Below are 17,967 nucleotides of genomic sequence, written 5' to 3'. Positions count from 1 at the left end.
TCACGCGAGGCTCGATGTGGCGAAGGACGGAAGAGGGTGCGAGGGGCCGCCCGTGAAAGCAAGCCGGGCGAAAGCAAGGCGCCCCACCGCGACGGCGGGCGCGCAATCGGCCGCCCGTGCCGCAAGCTCCGGGTTGTCGGTGAAGACGGCGCCCACATCCAGATAGGGACGCCCAAGGCGCGCGGCGAGCCGCTCGGCCAGGAAGCGGCCGATGCCGGCGCCGACGATCGGCGCATCCGTGGGCAGGCTCACGCCCGAGAGCACGCAGGCGAGCGCGCCATGCAGCGTGTGGAGCTGCACCGCCGCCGCATAAGCCGCGAGCTGGCGCGCCTGCTCGAGCGTCGCCGGGCCGAGATCGCGCCCCACCATGCGCAGCAGCCGGCGGGCACTGGCTTCCTGCGTCTTCGGGCCGCCATCCGCCGAGGGATGCAGGTCGCCATGTTCCGGCAGGTCGCCGGTGAGGCGGTAGATATCGGCGGTGGTCGCGAAATGCTCCGCCATCAGCGGCACAAAGCTGCCGGCGAACGGCAGCGCGGCCGCCAGCGCCATCACCGGCGTGCGCGCCACGCCGCCATAGACCAGTTCGCCGCTCGCGAGGCGCTCGGCATCGCTGAAGCCGCGCGCCGTGACGGCTCCTTGCGAAAAGGGAATGAGATCGGTCGTCGTGGAGCCGATATCCACCAAAACCCCGCACGGCAGCTCCGTCGCGAGGGCGGCGGCGGTGGCGTGCCAATTGGCGGAGGCGATCCCGGCCACATGCTCGGTCGCCGCCGAGGCGGGCACGAGGCCGTCCGGCCCGGCATAGATCAGGCATCCGGGGCCGAGGCGCGCCCCGAGCGCCGCCGCAAGCGCCGTGACGCCGGTGGCGCGATCGGGCCACAGATCCACCAGTTCGCCCGTCATGGTCACGGCCGAGGGCACGTGCGGGAGCGTGCCGAGGCTGGCGAGCGCCGCATCCAGCTGGTCCATGCCGCGCCAGAGCGCGCACGGGGCCATGTCCACGGCGCGCAGGCGGCCCGCGTCATCGAAGGCGGCGCGTTTGAGGTGCGCGCCGCCCACGTCCCAGCCGAGAAAGGCGAAATCGCTCATCGCACCTTCACCGTGACAGCAACCGCCATGGGCAGGTGCGGCAGGGTCGGCGGGCAGCCGTCGCGGATCAGCTCCGGCAGGAAGGCGGCGGGATTGATTCCGAGGCTGGCGTGAAGGCCGGCATAGGAGGTGGTAATTCGGGGATTGACCTCCACCACCACCGGCCCGTCCTCGGTCACGATCACATCAATGCCGATGATGCCGCTGAGGCCGGGAATGGCCGCGACCACCGCCCGCGCGAGCGCCGCGAACGTGCCGTCCGCGTCCGGCAGGCAGCCCACCGTGAGCCCGGTCAGCGAGAGGCGGCCCTCGTCCTCCGCCAGTTCCTGGAGATTGGCGGTCAGCAAGGTCACGCCATCCGGTCGGCACAGCACGGTGAGGCTGGCGGCGACGCCGGCCACATAGGGCTGCACGATCAGGCCGGCGGGCGGCAGGTGCGCCGCGCGCAGGTCTTCGAGGCTGCGCCAGATATGGGTGTGCGTGGCGCCCGCGCCGTCGTCCGGCTTGGTGACGAGCGGGGCCGCGAGAGTGTCCGGCATCGCCGCAAGCGCATAGGTCGGGATATGGGGAATGCCCGCCGCAGCGAGCCGCTGCGCCGTCAGGCTCTTGCGGCCGGCGATTCGCAGGGCGGCCGCATCGCTCGCGATCACCCGCGCCGCGCCGGTGCGGGCGAGCGCCACGAGACGTTCCAGCAGGCCGTCGGTTTCCGGCGCCACCGGCCAGACCACATGGGCCTCCCCCGCGAGCCGCGCCCAGATCGCCCAGGGATCATCGCCTTCCGCCACTGGAATGCTGTCCCCGCGCGGCGGCGCGAGGCGGTCGTCATGGCACAGCAGCACCTGCACGCCGGGAATATTCTCCAGGTCGCTCACCATGGCATCGCGCATCAGCGTGCCTTCCGGCAGCAGGGCTTCGGGAAGCGCCTTGTGGCGCAGGCCGCCGGATGTCACGAACTCGCAGACAAAGACGCGCATGCGCTTTCCTTCCCGGACCAGGCTCGGACACGAAGATGCAGGTTATCCCGGTGATTGATCTTAAGGGAGGGCTTGTGGTGCATGCCCGCCAGGGTGTGCGCCATCTTTATGCGCCCATCGTCTCGCCGCTGGTGGCCGGCAGCGCCCCGCGCGACATCGTGGCGGCGCTGCTGGCGCTGGCTCCGTTCAAGACCCTCTATGTGGCCGACCTCGACGCCATCGCGGGGCAGGGCGACAATGCCCCCGCCATCCGCGTCCTGCGCACGGCCTTTCCTGAGCTGATCCTGTGGGTGGACGCGGGCGAGAACAGCGCGGGTGCGCTCGCCGCGCGTCATGCGGCCGATGCCGGCATTCCGGTGGTGGGCAGCGAGACCCTGGCCGACGCGCAGGCCCTGGCCGGCATGGGGGGGCTGGATTTCGTGCTCTCGCTTGATCACGACGCCCAGGGGCCACGCGGCCCGCAGACGGTGCATGAGACGCCCACCCTCTGGCCGCGCCGGGTGATCGCCATGACGCTGGCGAAAGTCGGCTCGGGCGCCGGGCCGGACCTGGAGCGGCTGGCCGATATCCGGGAGCGGGGCGGCGACGTCCGGGGCGAGGATTTCGCCCTGTTCGCCGCCGGCGGCGTGCGCCACGCGGGGGACCTCGACACCCTCGCCGCGCGGGGCGTTGAAGGCGCCCTCGTTGCCACCGCGCTGCACGACGGGCGCCTGTCGCGGGAGGATCTGGCGCGCTTCGTCTGATCTGCGCTCAGCCAAGGTCGTCCCGCTCCAGAGCGTCCCGTTCCAGGGCGTGCGCGAGCACGCTCGCCACCGTGAGATCGGCGCTGGTTCCGGGATTAAGGCCGCGCTTTTTCAAGGATGAATCGAAGGCCAGCAGGGAGATGTGCCGCGACTCCCATTCTTTGAAGGTGGTCCTGAGGCGGACAGTCTCGCGCGCCTCTTCCAGCACCGCTTCGGCCGTGTCCGCGCCGAACTTGCGGGCGATATGGCTGTCGGGAAAGGCCGTGAGGAAATCCAGATAGACCGCTTGCACGACCTCTGGCGCAAACGGGTCCGCGCCACCGTGAAGCCGCGCGCCGCCGATCTCGAATACGTCGGTAAAGTCGTGGACATATTGAAAGGCGATGCGGTCGCGGGGCGCGGCTTCGGCCATGGCCGCCTTCAAATCGACGGCGGCGGGAAAGCGCACATCGGCGCGCGCCGTGCCGAGCCCGCCGGGTTTGGCGGCGGCGATGGCGCGGAAGGTGCTGGCCGCGTCTTCGATCGTCAGCGCCTCCAGCGCCGCCTTCAGGCGCGCCCGCAGATCGCCGGGGCCGGGCGATAGCGCGGCGTGGACCAGCGGCGCGCACAACAGCACGATGCCGAGATTGGTGTTGCAGCCGGCCGCCGCGAGCGAAGCCGACACCGCCGCCTCGATGCGCGCGCCGATGCTGGGCCCCGGTGTCGTGAGCGCGGGCGCTGCCGCCGCCGCGGCGCGCTCGAACTGCGCCACGTCCATATCGTGCCCGGCCGCGTGCACATGCACATTGCCCGGCTTCAGGGCCTGCAGCTCGGCCCGGCAGGCGCGCTCAAACAGGTCAGCGGCGCGTTCCGGTGTCATGCCATCGCCCTTTCGCCGACGAGTAGAGCGGCGAGCGGCACGGCCATGTCCAGCCCGGTTGCGGCGTGAAGGCCGCTCCAGGCGGGCATGGAATTCACTTCCAGCACCAGCAGGCGGCCGGCCGCGTCGGCGATCAGGTCCACCCCGGCGAAATGCGCGCCCACCGCCCCCGCCGCCGCAATGGCGATCTCGGCCAGCGCGCCGGTGGCCGACACCGGCTCGCCGGTCGCGCCCTGGTGGATATTGGTGATCCAATGACTGGCGACCCGCCGCATGGCGCCTTCCGCCCGGCCGCCCACCACGAACACGCGGTAATCCGCATGGCGGCCGTCGGCTGGCGGGACGAAATCCTGGAGATAATAGACCCCGTCCATCTCCTCCGCCCCGGGCAGCGCGTCCTTCGGCGCGAGGCGGCGCAGGCCGCGCCCTTGCGCACCGAACAAAGGCTTCAGCACCGTATCGCCCGGCGCCGCGTCGATCAGCATCTGCGCCGCCTGCGGGTCTTCCAGCACCAGGGTGCGCGGCGTCGGCAGTCCGGCGCGGGCGAGCAGGAAGGTGGTCATGCTCTTGTCGATGCAGCGCTCGATGGCGCGGGCCTCGTTCATGACCCTGACGCCGGACTCGCGCAGCGCATGCAGCACGCCGAGCCGCATCGTGATCTGCTCGGTGGACCCGCCGGGCATGATGCGCACGAAGGCGCTCTGCGGCAGCGCCTCCTCGAAGCCCGGCAGCAGCAGGCCGTGGGGCGTCGCGCCCACCGCGAAGCCGCAGGATTTCAGTGACAGCAGCCGCGCCGTGCGGCCGCGCTTCTTCAGCGCCGCGACGAGGCGGCGGGTATGCCAGTCCGCCCGCTCGGCGAAAATCGCGATGCGGGGATCGAATGCGGCGGCCATCTGTATTCAGCCGGCAAATGAACGGGCGATCAGCGCCGGATCGACCGCCCCTACGGTAAAGCTCACGCCGTGATCCACGGCGGTTACCAGCACCTGCGCGGGCGAAAACAGCAGCGGGTCGATGCGATAGAAATCGCACTCATAGGCGGCGAACACCTCGGCGAACGGACGCCCATGGTCGCGCGAAGTGAGGCTCGGCAGGTTCTGCGCGAGATCGCGCGCGTCGTCCGCCGGGCCGCTCACATGAAGCTGCACCTCGCCGCCGTAGAGGGTCGCGTCATTGGTGCGGCCCATGGCGGCGATGAAATCCGGCGCCGAGGGCGGCACCGGCGCGCTGCCGCGCCCGTCGAGGATGCGATCCAGCGGAAAATGCAGGGCATGGGCCTTGTGTAGCGCCACCTCCAGCACCCGCGCCGCGATTTGCACCCCGCCCGCAAGGCTGCTGGTGGGCGTGAGGATGAGGGTGATCTTCTCTCCCGCAACCCCGGTCGCGTCGCTTATCTGCTCGATCACCTCGGCCGGCGGCATCTGGCCGGTTTCCAGCACCAGGACGATGTCCGCGCCCTGTTCGCGCAAGCCGAGTTCGGCGAACAGCGGCTCCTTCGCCGCAGTGGCGCGGCCGGGGCCAGAGCCGAGGGCGAAGAAATCCCCCGCCGCCAGCTGCCAGCCGGCATATTGGCTGCCCAGGCAGGCGAGCACCGGGTCGCAGGTGCCCACCGTGACGAGCGTGGTCCAGGGCGTGAAGCGGTCGGAGGTCTGGAACGTCACTTGCCCGAGCCCGCCGAGGCAGATTTCGGCGATCCGCCGTCCCGCCTCCAGCCCGCCGCGCGCGGCGATGCCGGCATCGACGATGCGGGCGCCATGCGGCCCGGTGGAAACCGCGAGGCGCAGCGCATCCGCGTCACGAACCAGCGCGTCCACCAGCACGGCGGCGCGCCGCGCAAGATCGGGCCGGCTCATGCCTCGCTGCTCGCCGCCTGCTGGGTTTTCGGCAGGCCGAGATGATTGCGCATTTCAGCCAGGCCGTCGCGCACCTGGTCCACGGCGGCGGACATGTCGCGCGCCGTGCGCTTCACCGTGCAGATGGGGGCGCCGGCGGGAATGATGGTGCCGGCGGCGGTGCGGTCGCACACATGGTTCGGCCAGGCTCCGGCGGGAATCATCACGTCGCGTTCGGCATAGAGAATGCCGGCGGCGGTCGCGCCCTTGGGCTGCGGCAGGGCCTTGGGCAGCTTGCCGCCGCAGGCCGCCAGATGCAGCGCCAGCAAAGGCGGCATGGGGTCGACATCGAAAATGTCGATGCTCGCGCCGATCCGGGGATTGATCTCCACCAGCCACCAGCGGTCCGCTTCCACCAGCACGTCCACCGAGATCAGGCCCACGAGCCCGCATACGGTGGCGATGCGCAACGCGCCCGTGAGGATCGCCTCCGCGTGCTTCGCGGGCAGGGGCACCGGCCCGACCGCACCGCCATAGCGGAACGGATGAGTGGTGTCGGAATGTGACCATTGCCAGCTCGCCCCCACGGGAAGGGCTTCCTTTCCATTGGAAAGGATCAGCAGCGAATAAGCGGTGCCGCTGACTTCGCGTTGCAGATAATGGCCGGGGGCGGGCGGGCCGGTCTCCTCCGGCGCGCGGCGGCGGATATGGCTGCCGCCGGCGCCGCCGATCTTCTTTTCCAGCAGGGGCCCTTCGGCCAGCGCGCCGTCCGGGGCGTCCAGCGTCACCGGCGGAAAGGCGATGCCGAGATGGCCGCACAGGGCCGCGAGCGCCAGCGGATCCTTCAACACGCGCACCGTCTCGGCCATGTTGCCGAGGATCGGATTGCGCTCGGCGATGCGGGTCATCAGCGGCGTGTCGTCCTCGAACCCGCCGCCGAGCACCACGGGCAAGCCGGGAGGCGAAAGGCTCGCGAGCGCCTGGATGAGGTCGTCGCCGTCAAAGGAAAAGCCGTTCTTCTTGTGCACGCGCACGCAGCGCGCGGCATTGGCGCAGGTGTCGAGATCGGCGAACAGATCGAGCGAAAGCGCCGCGAAACCGGCGCGCGCGGCGCTCGCCGCCAGGGGACGCGCGGACAGGGCGATGACGGCGAGATCCATAAGCTCAACCCGCAGTTTGCGACGCCGCGGCCATCTCTCTGGCCAGCGCGAAGGCCTCGTCGAGGCCGATGAAGAGGGCCGTGTCGGTTTCGTGCATGCGCCGGAGCAACGCATGCTGGACCCGGTATTTCAGATTCCCGATTGAAAGGGCTCCGATACCGACACCATGAGGCAATGCGACGCCCTTGTCATGGGGGCCGACGCCGGCAATGCCCGCCGGCGGCACGGCATTGACGTCGGCGGCAACTTTCAGCTCAAGCGCTGACGCAAGGTGCGCGGCGGTGAGGATCTCCACGCCCGCCCGGCCGGCGGCGAGAATCACCTCCGCCTCGCCCACCAGGCTGTGCTTTTCCGTATCGGTGCGGGCGACCACGGCGGTCAATTCGACGCCGAAGCGCTCATGGAAATCGTCGGCCTTGGTGGCGACGCTGGCGATCTCGCGATGGCCGACCAGCATCACCTGCGCCCCGGCTTTCGACGCCATGACGGCGGCAATGCCGCCCACGACGCCGGTTGCGCCATAGACCTGCACCCGCGCGCCCGAAAGGCCGGGGGCGCCGCGTGCCGAAAGCGCCTGCTCCACCAGCGCCACCATGGCGGCGGCGGTGGTGAAGGCGCCGGCGGGATCGGCGAAGATGGAAATCTCGAACGGCGGAAACAGCGCGGCGCGGGCAGCATCCGCCATGTCGAGCGCGAGCCCCGCATCCTTGCCGCCGATGAACAGGCCGGTACGCGGCGCGGCCTGCGGTGCGCGGGAGAACATCATGTCCTGCGTCAGGTCGCGCACCTGATCGAGCGCCACGCTCGAATAGGGCATCAGGTGGGCATAGCCGGCGTCCACCGCCATGTTCACATCGAACGGGCTGACGTGGGGCAGGGGGGAGATCATGTGCAGAATGGGGGCGGCGGTGGCCATGGCCGTCTTGCTCCGTCCGGGGAAACAGGAAAGCGGGTGGCCGCGCCCTGTGCGCCCAACGGCCTAGGGCTAATCCTGCCCCGGCAGATCGACGATACGGGCGCCGCGGTTGTTTCCCCGCACGCATGCGAACGAGAGGTTCGCGCGATCAGCATAGCGGGTGCGCAACGCCTGCAAAAGCGCTTCGCCGCGCGCCGCGCTCTCCACAATGGCGAAGCCGGTCGGCCCCCAGGAGGTCTGCCCGACCCCTGAAATGCCATTTTCCTCAAGAAATCCAAGGGCGTGCGCGACATCCGCGCTGGTATGGCGCCCGCCGCCCTGGGCCGCGGCATAATGGTCGCCCAGGTGCCTTTGGACCGCACCGACCGCGCTGCCGAACCCTGCGGCGTCGCCTTCCGCAAGGGCGGGCAGCGCCTGCATCACCACCAGATGGCACAGATGGGCCGCCAGCGTTTCCGCGAACGGCGGTAGCGTCTCCATGGCGCGGGTCTCGGCCTCGCCGGACAGTCCGCTTTTCGCGGCGTCGAACACCAGCAGGATGCGCCACGCCTGCGGCACCGGCAGCCGGGCGAGAATCGGCGGCGCAGCGCCCACATCTTCTGCCACCGGCGTCACCGGCTTGCCGCCGTCGAGGATCACGCCGCCGGTCTCGAAGGCGCCGATGCCGATGGCCGAGCGCCGCCCGCGCCCCAGCAGGCGGGCCGCATCGCGCACATCCAGCGGCCGGCCGGCGAGGCGGGCCACGCCCATCGCCACCGCCAGCGCCAATTGGGTCCCGGAGCCGAGCCCGCCATGGGCGGGGAGCGCGTGCTCTATGGAGATGGCGAGCGGCAGGTCGATGGCGAGCGCCGCACGCACCAGGTCCCGCGCGCGACCGGCGCGCGCGGCATCGGGACCGGCCAGGCCGTCCTCTCCCGCCTTTTCGATGCGCACGCATGTTTCCGGCGCGTCCAGCGTCAGGCCGAGGCTGCCGAAGCGCCGTCCGAGCGCCCCGCCGAGATCGAGAAAGCCGAGATGCAGCCGGGCCGGCGCGTGGATGCGCACGCCGACGCCAGGGACGGCGCGACCTCCCGTCACCGGGCGAGTTCTGCCTTGAGCTTCGCGGCCTGGTCCGCCAGCACCGCATTGTCTTCCCGGAAGGAGACCGGAGGCTTGAGCGCGACGCCCTCGTGGCGCGGAATCACATGCACATGCAGGTGGAACACCTCCTGCCCGCCGGCCGCCTCGTTGAATTGCTGCACCGTGATGCCGTCGGCCGCGAACACCCGCATGGCGGCCTTCGCCACCTTCTGGGCGACCTGCGCCACATAAGCGAGGTCGTCGGGCGCGATGTCGAGGAGGTTGCGGGCCGGCGCCTTGGGAATCACCAGCGCATGGCCGGGGGCGCGCGGCATGATGTCGAGGAAGACGAGCGCGCGATCGTCCTCATAGACCTTATGGGCCGGCAATTCGCCGCGCAGGATCTTGGCGAAGATGTTGGCGGGATCGTAGGCGGGCGTCTCGCTCATGATGATCTCCCGGTGCCGGATGTGGTGTCCCGCATCGCAAGGGATGCGTCCCGGGTCAAGCGCAAACGGGCGGGTGCGCCGCAGGTGGGCGCCCCCGGCCCGCGGTTCATTGGCCTACTGGTCATTCCTGGGTCTGGCTCTGGCTCTGGCCATGGCGCGAGGAATGGCTCACGGCATTGGCCGTGGCTTCCTCGCTGGTGTTGATGCCGGTGCCGCGCACCGGGGCGACGCCGAGCGAATCCAATGCCACCGCCACCCGCACGTGCTCTTCCGTGGCGCAGACCTTGCGGCCGCAGTCGAACGCCACCCAGCCGAGCTTGGGCACATGCACTTCCGCCCATTCGCGCGCGGTGCCCGGCTCGTCATCCTGCGTCGCATAGCCGGAAATATGCCGGGCCGGAATGCGCAGATGGCGCGCGGCAGAGGTGAACACATGGGCGATCTCGCCCGATGTGCCCTCGCCGCCCGCCAGCACAGCCCCCGCCGCGCGCGCCACCGCTGCGCTTTCGACGGGCACTTCCGCGATGGCCTCATGGATCAGGGCCATCAGGGCATGGGCCTGGGCCAGCGGCCCATCCGCCCCCGCAGCCTTGCCCGCGAGGGCCTCGATTTCGGCATCGGGCACGGTGAAATCGGTCTGGCGCAGGAACAGCGACGGCGGAAACCGCTCCACCGTGCCGCGCACCACGCCGGTCATGTCGCGGGTTTCCACATCGCCCTCGGCGAGCAAGGTGATGTGGTCCAGCGGCCCGTCCACCGAGAAGGTATGGCACAGGTTTCCGAACGCATCCTCATGGGGATAGAGGCGGCAATCGGGGTGCACATCCAGCGGCCAGCGCACGATGTGCTGGCCTTCGTGATTGCGGGGGGTCAGCTTGATGGTGGCCGTGGCGATCCGCAGCCCCGGTTCCAGCTTGTGGATGATCTGATGGTAAATGCGAACCCGCATCGTTCTGCCCTCGCCTCATCCAATCCTGATCGGCAAAGCCGGCCGTCAGACGAGATACTGTTCCGTGATCTCTGCGGCCAGCTTGTTGTTGTCGGTGATGAATTCGCTGATGAATTCATGCAAGCCGCTCTGGAAGATATCCTCGATGGTGCGGTTTGACAGCCGCGCCTGGGTGGTTCGTGCGAGCCGCTGGGCGGGGCCTTGCCGGCCATAGGCGCCGGCAATGTCGTCCAGGCAACGCGAGAGATTGTCGTAGCAGCTCGCGAGCGAACGCGGCATGGCGCGGTTGAGGATCAGCAGATCGGCCACCAGCCACGGCTTCACGCTGTCGCGATAGACCCAGTGGAAGGCGGTGAGCGCGGAGACAGATCGCAGGATCGAGGCCCATTGGAAATAATCCAGCGGCCCGCCCACGTGCTCCTGCTCCGGCAGCAGCACGTGATACTTCACGTCCAGGATGCGGGCGGTGTTGTCGGCGCGCTCCACATGGGCGCCGGCGCGGGTGAACCAATAGGCATCGTTGCGCAGCATGGTGCGGAAGGTGGCGCCATCGAAGCGCAGCGAGGTCTCCTTCACGAACGCCAGGAAACGGGCCAGCTCCTCGCGGCTCAGCGCCTTGTCGGGGAAGGAGCGCAGCTCGATCCAGGACGAATTGATCACATCCCACATTTCCGAGGTCAGCGCGGTGCGCACCGAGCGCGCATTGGTGCGCGCGACCTCGAAGCAATTGCGGATGGAGCTTGGATTCTCGAGGTCGAAGGCGAGGAAGGAGACCACATGGTCCTCATTCGCCTCTTCCAGCGGGCCGTGGCGGGCGACGAATTCCTCGGCGCAACCGGCGGTGAGCACGGCCGAGCCCCATTCGTTGGTCGGCCCCTCGGCGGGCACCGGGGTGTAGGACAGGCGCTGGGCGACATCGAGGATACGCGCGAGACAATCGGCGCGCTCCACATAGCGCGACAGCCAATAGAGGTTTTCGGCGGTGCGGGAGAGCATGGTCAGCCCATCTGGCAGAAGGATGAGAAGGGTGCCGCGGATGCGGCACCGCGAGACATGTCGAAGCCGCGGTTCAGGCGTCGAGAACCCAGGTGTCCTTGGTGCCGCCGCCCTGGCTGGAATTCACCACCAGCGATCCCTCCTTCATGGCGACGCGGGTGAGGCCGCCCGGCACGATGCGCACCTTGTCGCTGCCGGTCAGGATGAACGGCCGCAGGTCCACATGGCGCGGCGCGATGCCTTTTTCGACCAGCGTGGGGCAAGTGGAAAGGGCCAGCGTCGGCTGGGCGATGAAATTGGCGGGGTCGTGCTTCAGCTTGGCGCGGAAGATCTCGATCTGCGCCTTGTCGGCCATCGGGCCCACCAGCATGCCGTAGCCGCCGGAGCCGTGCACTTCCTTCACCACCAGCTCGTTCAGATGATCGAGCACATAGGCCAGATGCTCCGGCTCGCGGCAGCGCCAGGTGGGCACGTTCGGCAGCAGGGGCTCTTCGCCAAGATAGAAGCGGATGATGTCCGGCATGTAGCTGTAGACGGCCTTGTCGTCCGCAACCCCCGTGCCGACCGCATTGGTCAGCGTGACGTTGCCGGAGAGATAGGCGCTCATCAGCCCCGGCACGCCGAGCACGCTGTCCGGCCGGAAGGCGAGGGGGTCGATGAAATCGTCGTCGAGGCGGCGGTAGATCACGTCCACGCGCTTCGGACCCTCGGTGGTGCGCATGAACACCACATTGTCCTTCACGAACAGGTCGCGGCCCTCGACCAGGTCGACGCCCAGCTTGTCGGCCAGGAAGGAGTGCTCGTAATAAGCGGAATTATAGATGCCGGGGGTGAGGATCGCGACGTTCGGCTCGCTGCCGCCGCGCGGGGCGAGCGAGCGCAGGGTGGCGAGCAGGTCGTCGGCATATTTCTCCACCGGCGCCACACGATGCTGCGCGAACAGCTCGGGGAACAGGCGCAGCATGATCTCGCGGTTTTCCAGCATGTAGGAGACGCCGGACGGGGTGCGGGCGTTGTCCTCCAGCACGTAGAAGGTGTCGGGATCGGTGCGCACGATGTCGATGCCGGCAATGTGAACATAGACATTGTGCGGCACGCGCTGGCCGTTCATCTCCGGCCGGAAGGCGGGGTTCTGATAGACCAGATCCTCCGGCACGACCCCGGCCTTGAGCACCTCGCGCTTGCCGTAGACGTCGCTGATATACATGTTCAGCGCCTTCACGCGCTGCTCCAGCCCCTTCGAGAGCCGGCCCCATTCCTCGTTGGTGATGATGCGGGGAACGATGTCGAAGGGGATCAGCCGCTCTTGCGCGTTCTGCTCGCCATAGACGGCGAACGTGATGCCGATCCGCCGGAAAATAAACTCCGCCTCCTTCCGGCGCTGGTCCAGAATCTCATGGGGAACCTTGCTCAACCAACGATTGAGCGAATCGTAAGCCTGACGGACCGTGCCGTCTTCACAGGACATCTCGTCGAACGCGCGCCGCATTGGGACTGCCACTCCGCTTGATTGAATCCTATGTACAAACATCGTGCCAAGGAAGAGATAATGGCAGCAAGTCCAACCTTCGCCTCTGCGGCTGAATGGCAGTGACTAAGTTTTAGGCAAAAACCCGCCGATTGTCATCGGGCGGGGCAAGGGAAGGCGACATGAGCGAAGCACTCGGCGCGCAAATCGTCAGCGCGGCTCTCCTGGTGATCGGCGATGAAATCCTCTCCGGCCGGACCAAGGACAAGAATATCGGCCATATCGCCGAGCGACTCACCGAAGCGGGCGTCGATCTGCGGGAGGTGCGGGTGGTCTCGGACGTGGAGGACGACATCGTCGCGGCGCTGAACGCCTTGCGCGCGCGCTATACCTATGTCTTCACCACCGGCGGCATCGGCCCGACCCACGACGACATCACCGCCGACGCCGTGGCCAAGGCGTTCGGCGTCTCCATCGACGTGGACCCGCGCGCCCGCGCCATGCTGCTGGAATATATCGCCGAGAAGGACCTCAACGAGGCGCGGCTGCGCATGGCGCGCATTCCCGCCGGGGCCGAGCTGGTGGTCAATTCCGTGTCCAAGGCGCCCGGCTTCAACATCGGCAATGTGTATGTGATGGCCGGCGTGCCGCGCATCATGCAGGCGATGCTGGAGGAGATCATCCCGACTTTGCGCTCCAACGCGCCCATGCTCTCGCAGACCGTGCGGGCCGATGCCCGCGAGGGCGACATCGCCGCGCCCCTGAAGGCGATCGCGGCGCAATATCCCGAGGCCACCATCGGCTCCTATCCGTTTTTCGACGAGAGCGGACCCAACACCAATATCGTCGTGCGCTCGCGCGACCCTCAGGTGGTGGATGCCGCGCGCGACGCGGTGGCGCGCATGGTGGCGGATCTAGCGCGCGCCCGCGCCTGAGGGTTATGGTGCGCCGCACAGTTCGTCGCGTCCGCGCTTGCGCGTGGGCCGACGGGCGATCATTTCGTTGACGAGCGTCCCACCCCCTTCGCGCCGGCCCCTTCCCGTTCCGCCGTCCTGCCCGTCCAAGGCTGGCCCCCGTGCCGGCGCCTGCGGCGGCGCGAGGGTCGGGGGCGAGGGGCCGGCGGGGGCGTGCGATCCCTTTCGCCTTCGCCGCCCGGCGAGCATGGAGCGATGCTGAATGACTGCCCTAAAGTTCGGCCACTGCCAGCCCTTCACCCGCCTGGAAGATCCCGCTTTGCTCACCGGCGCCGGCCGCTATGTGGGGGATATCGCCGCGCGCGCCGGCGCGTTGCAGGGCTATGTGCTGCGCTCGCCTTATGCCCATGCGCGCTTCGCCTTCGGCGATCTCGACGCGGTGCGGGCGATGCCGGGCGTCGAGCTGGTGCTGACTGCGGAGGACTTCGCGGGCTGCGGCGGCCTGCCGGTGGCGGCGAGCGTCGCGGTGGTGGGCGAAGCTCATATGTGGAAGCCCCATCACCCGGTGCTGGCGGAAGGCCTGGTGCGCCATGTGGGCGAGCCGGTGGCCTTCATCGTCGCCGAGACGCTGGAGGCCGCGCGCGATGCGGCCGAAGCCGTCGAGATCGACTGGGAGCCACTCGACGCCGTCGCCGACATGGAAGCCGCGATCGCCGACGGCGCGCCGCTTCTGTTCGAGGAGCGGGCAAACAACATCGCCTTCACCAGCGAGCTGGGCGACAAGGCCGCGGTGGACGCCGCCTTCGCCACCGCCCACCGCGTGGTGAAGGTGCGGCTGGTGAACAACCGGCTCGTCACCAATTACATGGAGACGCGCGGCGTGCTCGCCGAGGTGGAGGAGAGCGGCCGCGTGCGCCTCACCCTCGGCAGCCAGGGCAGCCATCTGCTGCGCGACGCCATCGCCGACAAGATCCTGCACTGGCCGCGCGAAGAGCTGCACGTGGTGACGCCGGACGTGGGGGGCGGCTTCGGCACCAAGATGTTCCCGTTCGGCGAATATCCGCTCGCAGCGCTGGCGGCCCGCCGGCTGAACCGGGCGGTGGCCTGGATCGGCGATCGCAGCGAGCATTTCCAGGGCGACAGTCACGGCCGCGACAACATCACTTATGCCGAGCTGGCGATGGACGCGGACGGCCGGTTCCTGGCGCTGCGGGTGGATACGCTGGCCAATCTCGGCGCCTATATCGCTTATTACGGGGCCTATATCCCGGTGGGCGGGGCGAGCATGCTGCCCGGCCTCTATGCCATTCCCGTGTTTCACGCGCGGGTGCGGGGCATCTATACCCATACCGTGCCGGTGGATGCCTATCGCGGCGCCGGGCGGCCCGAGGCGGCCTATGTGATCGAGCGCCTCGTGGACGCCGCCGCGCGCGAAGCCGGCATCGCGCCGGAAGAGCTGCGGCGGCTCAATTTCATCCCGCCCTCCGCCATGCCCTATCAGACCTGCTCCGGCCGGCTCTATGACAGCGGCGAGTTCGACGGCCACATGACGCGGGCGCTGGAGGTGGCCGACAAGGCGGGCTTCGCCGTGCGCGCGCAGCAGGCTGAGGCGCGCGGCAAGCTGCGGGGCTTCGGCTTCGCCTCTTATATCGAGGCGTGCGGCGGCGGTTCGCCGGAGCCGGCCTATCTGCGCCTGGAGGGCGACGGCACCATTTCGCTGCGCATCGGCACGCAATCCACCGGGCAGGGCCACAAGACCGCATATGCCCATCTCGCCGCCGCCCATCTGAAAGTGCCGCTGGACCAGATCGTGGTGCATCAGGGCGATACGGACGCCACCAAGACCGGCAACGGCACCGGCGGCTCGCGCTCCATTCCCGTCGGTGGCGCGGCGGTGGCGGGGGCCGCGCGCCGGCTCGCGCAGAACCTGCGGGAGCTGGGCGCAGAGGCGCTGGAGGCCGACGCGGCGGACATCGAGCTGGAAGCGGGCGGCGTGGAAGTCGCCGGCACGGACCGGCGCCTGTCGCTCGCCGAACTGGCGGTGCATCCGGCTGCCACGCCCGAGCTGTTGAACGCCCAGGATGCCTTCGCGCCGTCGGAAGCCACCTATCCCAATGGCACCCACGCCTGCGAGGTGGAGATCGACCCCGACACCGGCGCGGTGGAGCTGGTCTCCTATGTGATCGTGGATGATTTCGGCGCCGTCATCACCCCCGCCCTGCTGGAAGGGCAGGTGCATGGCGGGGTGGCGCAGGGCGTCGGGCAAGCCCTGCTGGAGCGCACGGTCTATGATGCCGAGGGCCAGCTTTTGACCGCGAGCTTCATGGACTATACCCTGCCGCGCGCGGAAGACCTGCCGCCGATCCATTTTGAAACCCGCAACGTGCCCTGCGCCACCAATCCTTTGGGCGTGAAGGGCGCGGGCGAGGCGGGCGCCATCGGCTCCTGCCCGGCGGTGATGAATGCGGTGGTGGACGCCCTGTGGCGGACCTATCGCATCGGCCATATGGACATGCCGGCCACCCCGGCCGCCGTCTTCGCCGCCATCGCCGCCACACGCTGAGCCGTGCGCCGAGTCCCCGCGCGGGGACTCGCGTGGCGCGACGAACCCACGGCCACGTCTTCGTCATAGTCGGGACAGCCCGTGCATGACGGTCACTGCGGCAAAGTTCTTGAGCACTCGTCATGGCCGGGCTTGTCCCGGTCCTCCGCGCGGCGCCGGAAGCGCGATGCTGGAAAGCCCGTGCTGGCGGTTCCGCGTGGATGCACGGGACGCGCCCGTGCATGACGGCCACTGCGGCAAAGGTTCCTCCCCACCCGTCCTGGCCGGGCTTGTCCCGGCCATCCACGCGGCGCCGGCCGCGCGATGCCGAAAAGCCCGTGCTGGCGGCACCGCGTGGATGCACGGGACAAGCCCGTGCATGACGGTGGCTCCTGGGAGGGCTTCAAGCCGTCTCGCGTGCTCGGTCCTGAGGTCCGCCCGCCCCTCAGGGGCGCGGATGCATCCGAAAGCAGATCCCGCGCCCCGCCCGCACCCACTTGTCATGGCCGGGCTTGTCCGGCCATTCGTGGCGCCGACTGCGCGATGCTTGAGGGCAGGTACCAACGGCCCCGCGTGGATGCACGGGACAAGCCCGTGCATGACGGTGGCTCCTGGGAGGGCTTCAAGCCGTCTCGCGTGCTCGGTCCTGAGGTCCGCCCGCCCCTCAGGGGCGCGGATGCATCCGAAAGCAGATCCCGCGCCCCGCCCGCACCCACTTGTCATGGCCGGGCTTGTCCGGCCATTCGTGGCGCCGACTGCGCGATGCTTGAGGGCAGGTACCAACGGCCCCGCGTGGATGCACGGGACAAGCCCGTGCATGACGGTGGCTCCTGGGAAGGCCTTAAGCCCTCACACTTGCGCGGTCCTAAGGTTCAAGGTCCCACCCACGCCACTCGTCATGGCCGGGACACGCCCGAGCATGACCGGCCTCAGGGCGCGTGCCCCGGCCACGGTTCCGCTTGCCCGGCGCTGGGGGAAATGCTCGCGCCGCCGGCATGTGGATCGGACATGACTCTTTTACCGGGCGCCACGCTATATGGCGGTTCTCGCCATGGCGGTGCGTCCGTCGGGCGCAGCGCGCCAGACAAGAATCCATAATGAACGCAATCGCCGGTATCCTCTTTCAGCTGGGCGCCACGCTCGCCTTCGCGATCATGTCCGCGCTCGTGCGCGCCGTGGCGGACGACGTGCCGAGCGGCGAGATCGTGTTCGCCCGCAGCTTCGTCGGCCTGCTGCCGGTGCTGGCGTGGCTGTCGTGGCGCGGGGAATTGGGGTCGGCGCTGGCCACTCGCTCGCCATTCGGCCATGTGCTGCGGGGCACGGTGGGCGTCGCGTCCATGTGGGCGGGGTTCGCCGCGCTCGCCTTCATCCCGCTCGCCGAGGCGGTGGCGATCACCTATGTCACGCCGCTGGTGGCGGTGGTGCTGGCCGCGCTGCTGCTGCGGGAGCGCGTGCCGCATTATCGCTGGTGCGCCGTGGGCGTGGGCTTCCTCGGCATTCTCATCATGCTCTGGCCGGCCTTTTCGCCCAGCGACCTGCGCACCGAGGGCGTGGTGATCGGGGTGGGCTTCGCGCTGGCCGGGGCGGTCGGGGCCGGTTTCGCGGTCACGCAGGTGCGCCGCCTGACCCAGACCGAGACCACCGGCGCCATCGTGTTCTATTTCTCATTGGTCGCGAGCCTCGCAGGCCTTGCCACCGCGCCGTTCGGCTGGACCCTGCCGAGCTGGCGGGAAGGGCTGGCGCTGGCGGGCATCGGCATTGCCGGCGGCCTCGGGCAGATTTTCCTGACCGCCGCGAATCGCCACGCCCCGGCCTCCGTGGTGGCGCCCTTCAATTATGCGACGCTGCTCTGGGCGGTGATGTTCGGCGCCATTTTCTTCCATGAATGGCCGCATGCGCTCATGTTCTGCGGCGCGGCGCTGGTGGTGGCGGCGGGCGCGGGCCTCGCCTGGCGGGAGCACCGCCGCGCACCGCGCACCGTACCCTGAACAATGCGAGCAAACGCCGCGCCGAAAGA

Annotated in this window: 16 protein-coding genes; 4 read left to right on the top strand and 12 right to left on the bottom strand. The window is 69.2% G+C overall.

Features of this window, described 5'->3' with window-relative positions; translation table 11 throughout:
- Complete coding sequence (locus tag V5F78_RS10060) at window positions 1–1,089, bottom strand: hydantoinase/oxoprolinase family protein (RefSeq protein WP_394068444.1); 1,089 nt, start codon at window positions 1,087–1,089, stop codon at window positions 1–3.
- Window positions 1,086–2,063, bottom strand: a complete 978-nt coding sequence (locus V5F78_RS10055) for an ATP-grasp domain-containing protein (protein ID WP_394068446.1) — start codon at window positions 2,061–2,063, stop codon at window positions 1,086–1,088. Before V5F78_RS10055 ends, V5F78_RS10060 begins: the two co-directional genes overlap by 4 nt.
- 35 nt (window positions 2,064–2,098) lie before the next feature.
- Between V5F78_RS10055 and V5F78_RS10050 the strand changes: the two genes are divergently transcribed.
- Window positions 2,099–2,806 (top strand): HisA/HisF-related TIM barrel protein, encoded by a 708-nt coding sequence (locus V5F78_RS10050; protein WP_394068448.1) that lies wholly within the window; start codon window positions 2,099–2,101, stop codon window positions 2,804–2,806.
- Between the two features lie 7 nt (window positions 2,807–2,813).
- Here the strand turns inward: V5F78_RS10050 and V5F78_RS10045 are convergent, their stop codons facing one another.
- The 10 genes from V5F78_RS10045 to V5F78_RS10000 all read right to left on the bottom strand — a co-directional run bounded on the left by V5F78_RS10045 (window position 2,814) and on the right by V5F78_RS10000 (window position 12,515).
- Window positions 2,814–3,665, bottom strand: a complete 852-nt coding sequence (locus tag V5F78_RS10045; RefSeq protein WP_394068450.1) for a triphosphoribosyl-dephospho-CoA synthase — start codon at window positions 3,663–3,665, stop codon at window positions 2,814–2,816.
- Window positions 3,662–4,558 carry an ATP-grasp domain-containing protein gene (locus V5F78_RS10040; RefSeq protein ID WP_394068452.1) on the bottom strand — a complete coding sequence of 299 codons (897 nt, stop codon included), beginning with the start codon at window positions 4,556–4,558 and terminating at the stop codon, window positions 3,662–3,664. The genes V5F78_RS10045 and V5F78_RS10040 overlap by 4 nt, the downstream gene beginning before the upstream one ends.
- Window positions 4,559–4,564: 6 nt before the next feature.
- Window positions 4,565–5,518 (bottom strand): methenyltetrahydromethanopterin cyclohydrolase, encoded by a 954-nt coding sequence (gene mch / locus V5F78_RS10035; RefSeq protein ID WP_394068454.1) that lies wholly within the window; start codon window positions 5,516–5,518, stop codon window positions 4,565–4,567.
- Window positions 5,515–6,657 (bottom strand): ATP-grasp domain-containing protein, encoded by a 1,143-nt coding sequence (locus V5F78_RS10030; protein ID WP_394068456.1) that lies wholly within the window; start codon window positions 6,655–6,657, stop codon window positions 5,515–5,517. The genes mch and V5F78_RS10030 overlap by 4 nt, the downstream gene beginning before the upstream one ends.
- Window positions 6,658–6,661: 4 nt before the next feature.
- Window positions 6,662–7,573 carry an NAD(P)-dependent methylenetetrahydromethanopterin dehydrogenase gene (locus tag V5F78_RS10025; RefSeq protein WP_394068458.1) on the bottom strand — a complete coding sequence of 304 codons (912 nt, stop codon included), beginning with the start codon at window positions 7,571–7,573 and terminating at the stop codon, window positions 6,662–6,664.
- 69 nt (window positions 7,574–7,642) lie between these two features.
- Window positions 7,643–8,650, bottom strand: coding sequence for a beta-ribofuranosylaminobenzene 5'-phosphate synthase family protein (locus V5F78_RS10020; RefSeq protein WP_394068460.1), 1,008 nt, complete (start codon window positions 8,648–8,650; stop codon window positions 7,643–7,645).
- On the bottom strand, window positions 8,647–9,081 hold the full coding sequence (locus V5F78_RS10015) for an HIT family protein (protein ID WP_394068462.1): 435 nt from the start codon (window positions 9,079–9,081) through the stop codon (window positions 8,647–8,649). The genes V5F78_RS10020 and V5F78_RS10015 overlap by 4 nt, the downstream gene beginning before the upstream one ends.
- Before the next feature lie 121 nt (window positions 9,082–9,202).
- Entirely contained in the window at window positions 9,203–10,030 is an 828-nt protein-coding gene (locus tag V5F78_RS10010) for a transglutaminase family protein (RefSeq protein WP_394068464.1), read from the bottom strand.
- A gap of 45 nt (window positions 10,031–10,075) precedes the next feature.
- Window positions 10,076–11,026 carry an alpha-E domain-containing protein gene (locus V5F78_RS10005; protein ID WP_394068466.1) on the bottom strand — a complete coding sequence of 317 codons (951 nt, stop codon included), beginning with the start codon at window positions 11,024–11,026 and terminating at the stop codon, window positions 10,076–10,078.
- Between the two features lie 73 nt (window positions 11,027–11,099).
- Window positions 11,100–12,515, bottom strand: a complete 1,416-nt coding sequence (locus V5F78_RS10000; protein WP_394068467.1) for a circularly permuted type 2 ATP-grasp protein — start codon at window positions 12,513–12,515, stop codon at window positions 11,100–11,102.
- Window positions 12,516–12,676: 161 nt separating this feature from the next.
- Between V5F78_RS10000 and V5F78_RS09995 the strand changes: the two genes are divergently transcribed.
- The 3 genes from V5F78_RS09995 to V5F78_RS09985 all read left to right on the top strand — a co-directional run bounded on the left by V5F78_RS09995 (window position 12,677) and on the right by V5F78_RS09985 (window position 17,938).
- Window positions 12,677–13,429 carry a competence/damage-inducible protein A gene (locus V5F78_RS09995; RefSeq protein WP_394068468.1) on the top strand — a complete coding sequence of 251 codons (753 nt, stop codon included), beginning with the start codon at window positions 12,677–12,679 and terminating at the stop codon, window positions 13,427–13,429.
- A gap of 241 nt (window positions 13,430–13,670) precedes the next feature.
- Window positions 13,671–15,971 carry a xanthine dehydrogenase family protein molybdopterin-binding subunit gene (locus V5F78_RS09990; protein ID WP_394068470.1) on the top strand — a complete coding sequence of 767 codons (2,301 nt, stop codon included), beginning with the start codon at window positions 13,671–13,673 and terminating at the stop codon, window positions 15,969–15,971.
- A gap of 1,076 nt (window positions 15,972–17,047) precedes the next feature.
- Window positions 17,048–17,938 (top strand): DMT family transporter, encoded by an 891-nt coding sequence (locus V5F78_RS09985; RefSeq protein ID WP_394068471.1) that lies wholly within the window; start codon window positions 17,048–17,050, stop codon window positions 17,936–17,938.
- Window positions 17,939–17,967: the final 29 nt, after the last annotated feature.

Origin of the sequence: Roseixanthobacter glucoisosaccharinicivorans, assembly GCF_043195095.2 — a bacterium.
Classification (GTDB): Bacteria; Pseudomonadota; Alphaproteobacteria; order Rhizobiales; family Xanthobacteraceae; genus NCEH01.
Note: the sequence above shows the minus strand (reverse complement) of the source record. Positions and strands in the feature narration are given on the sequence as shown.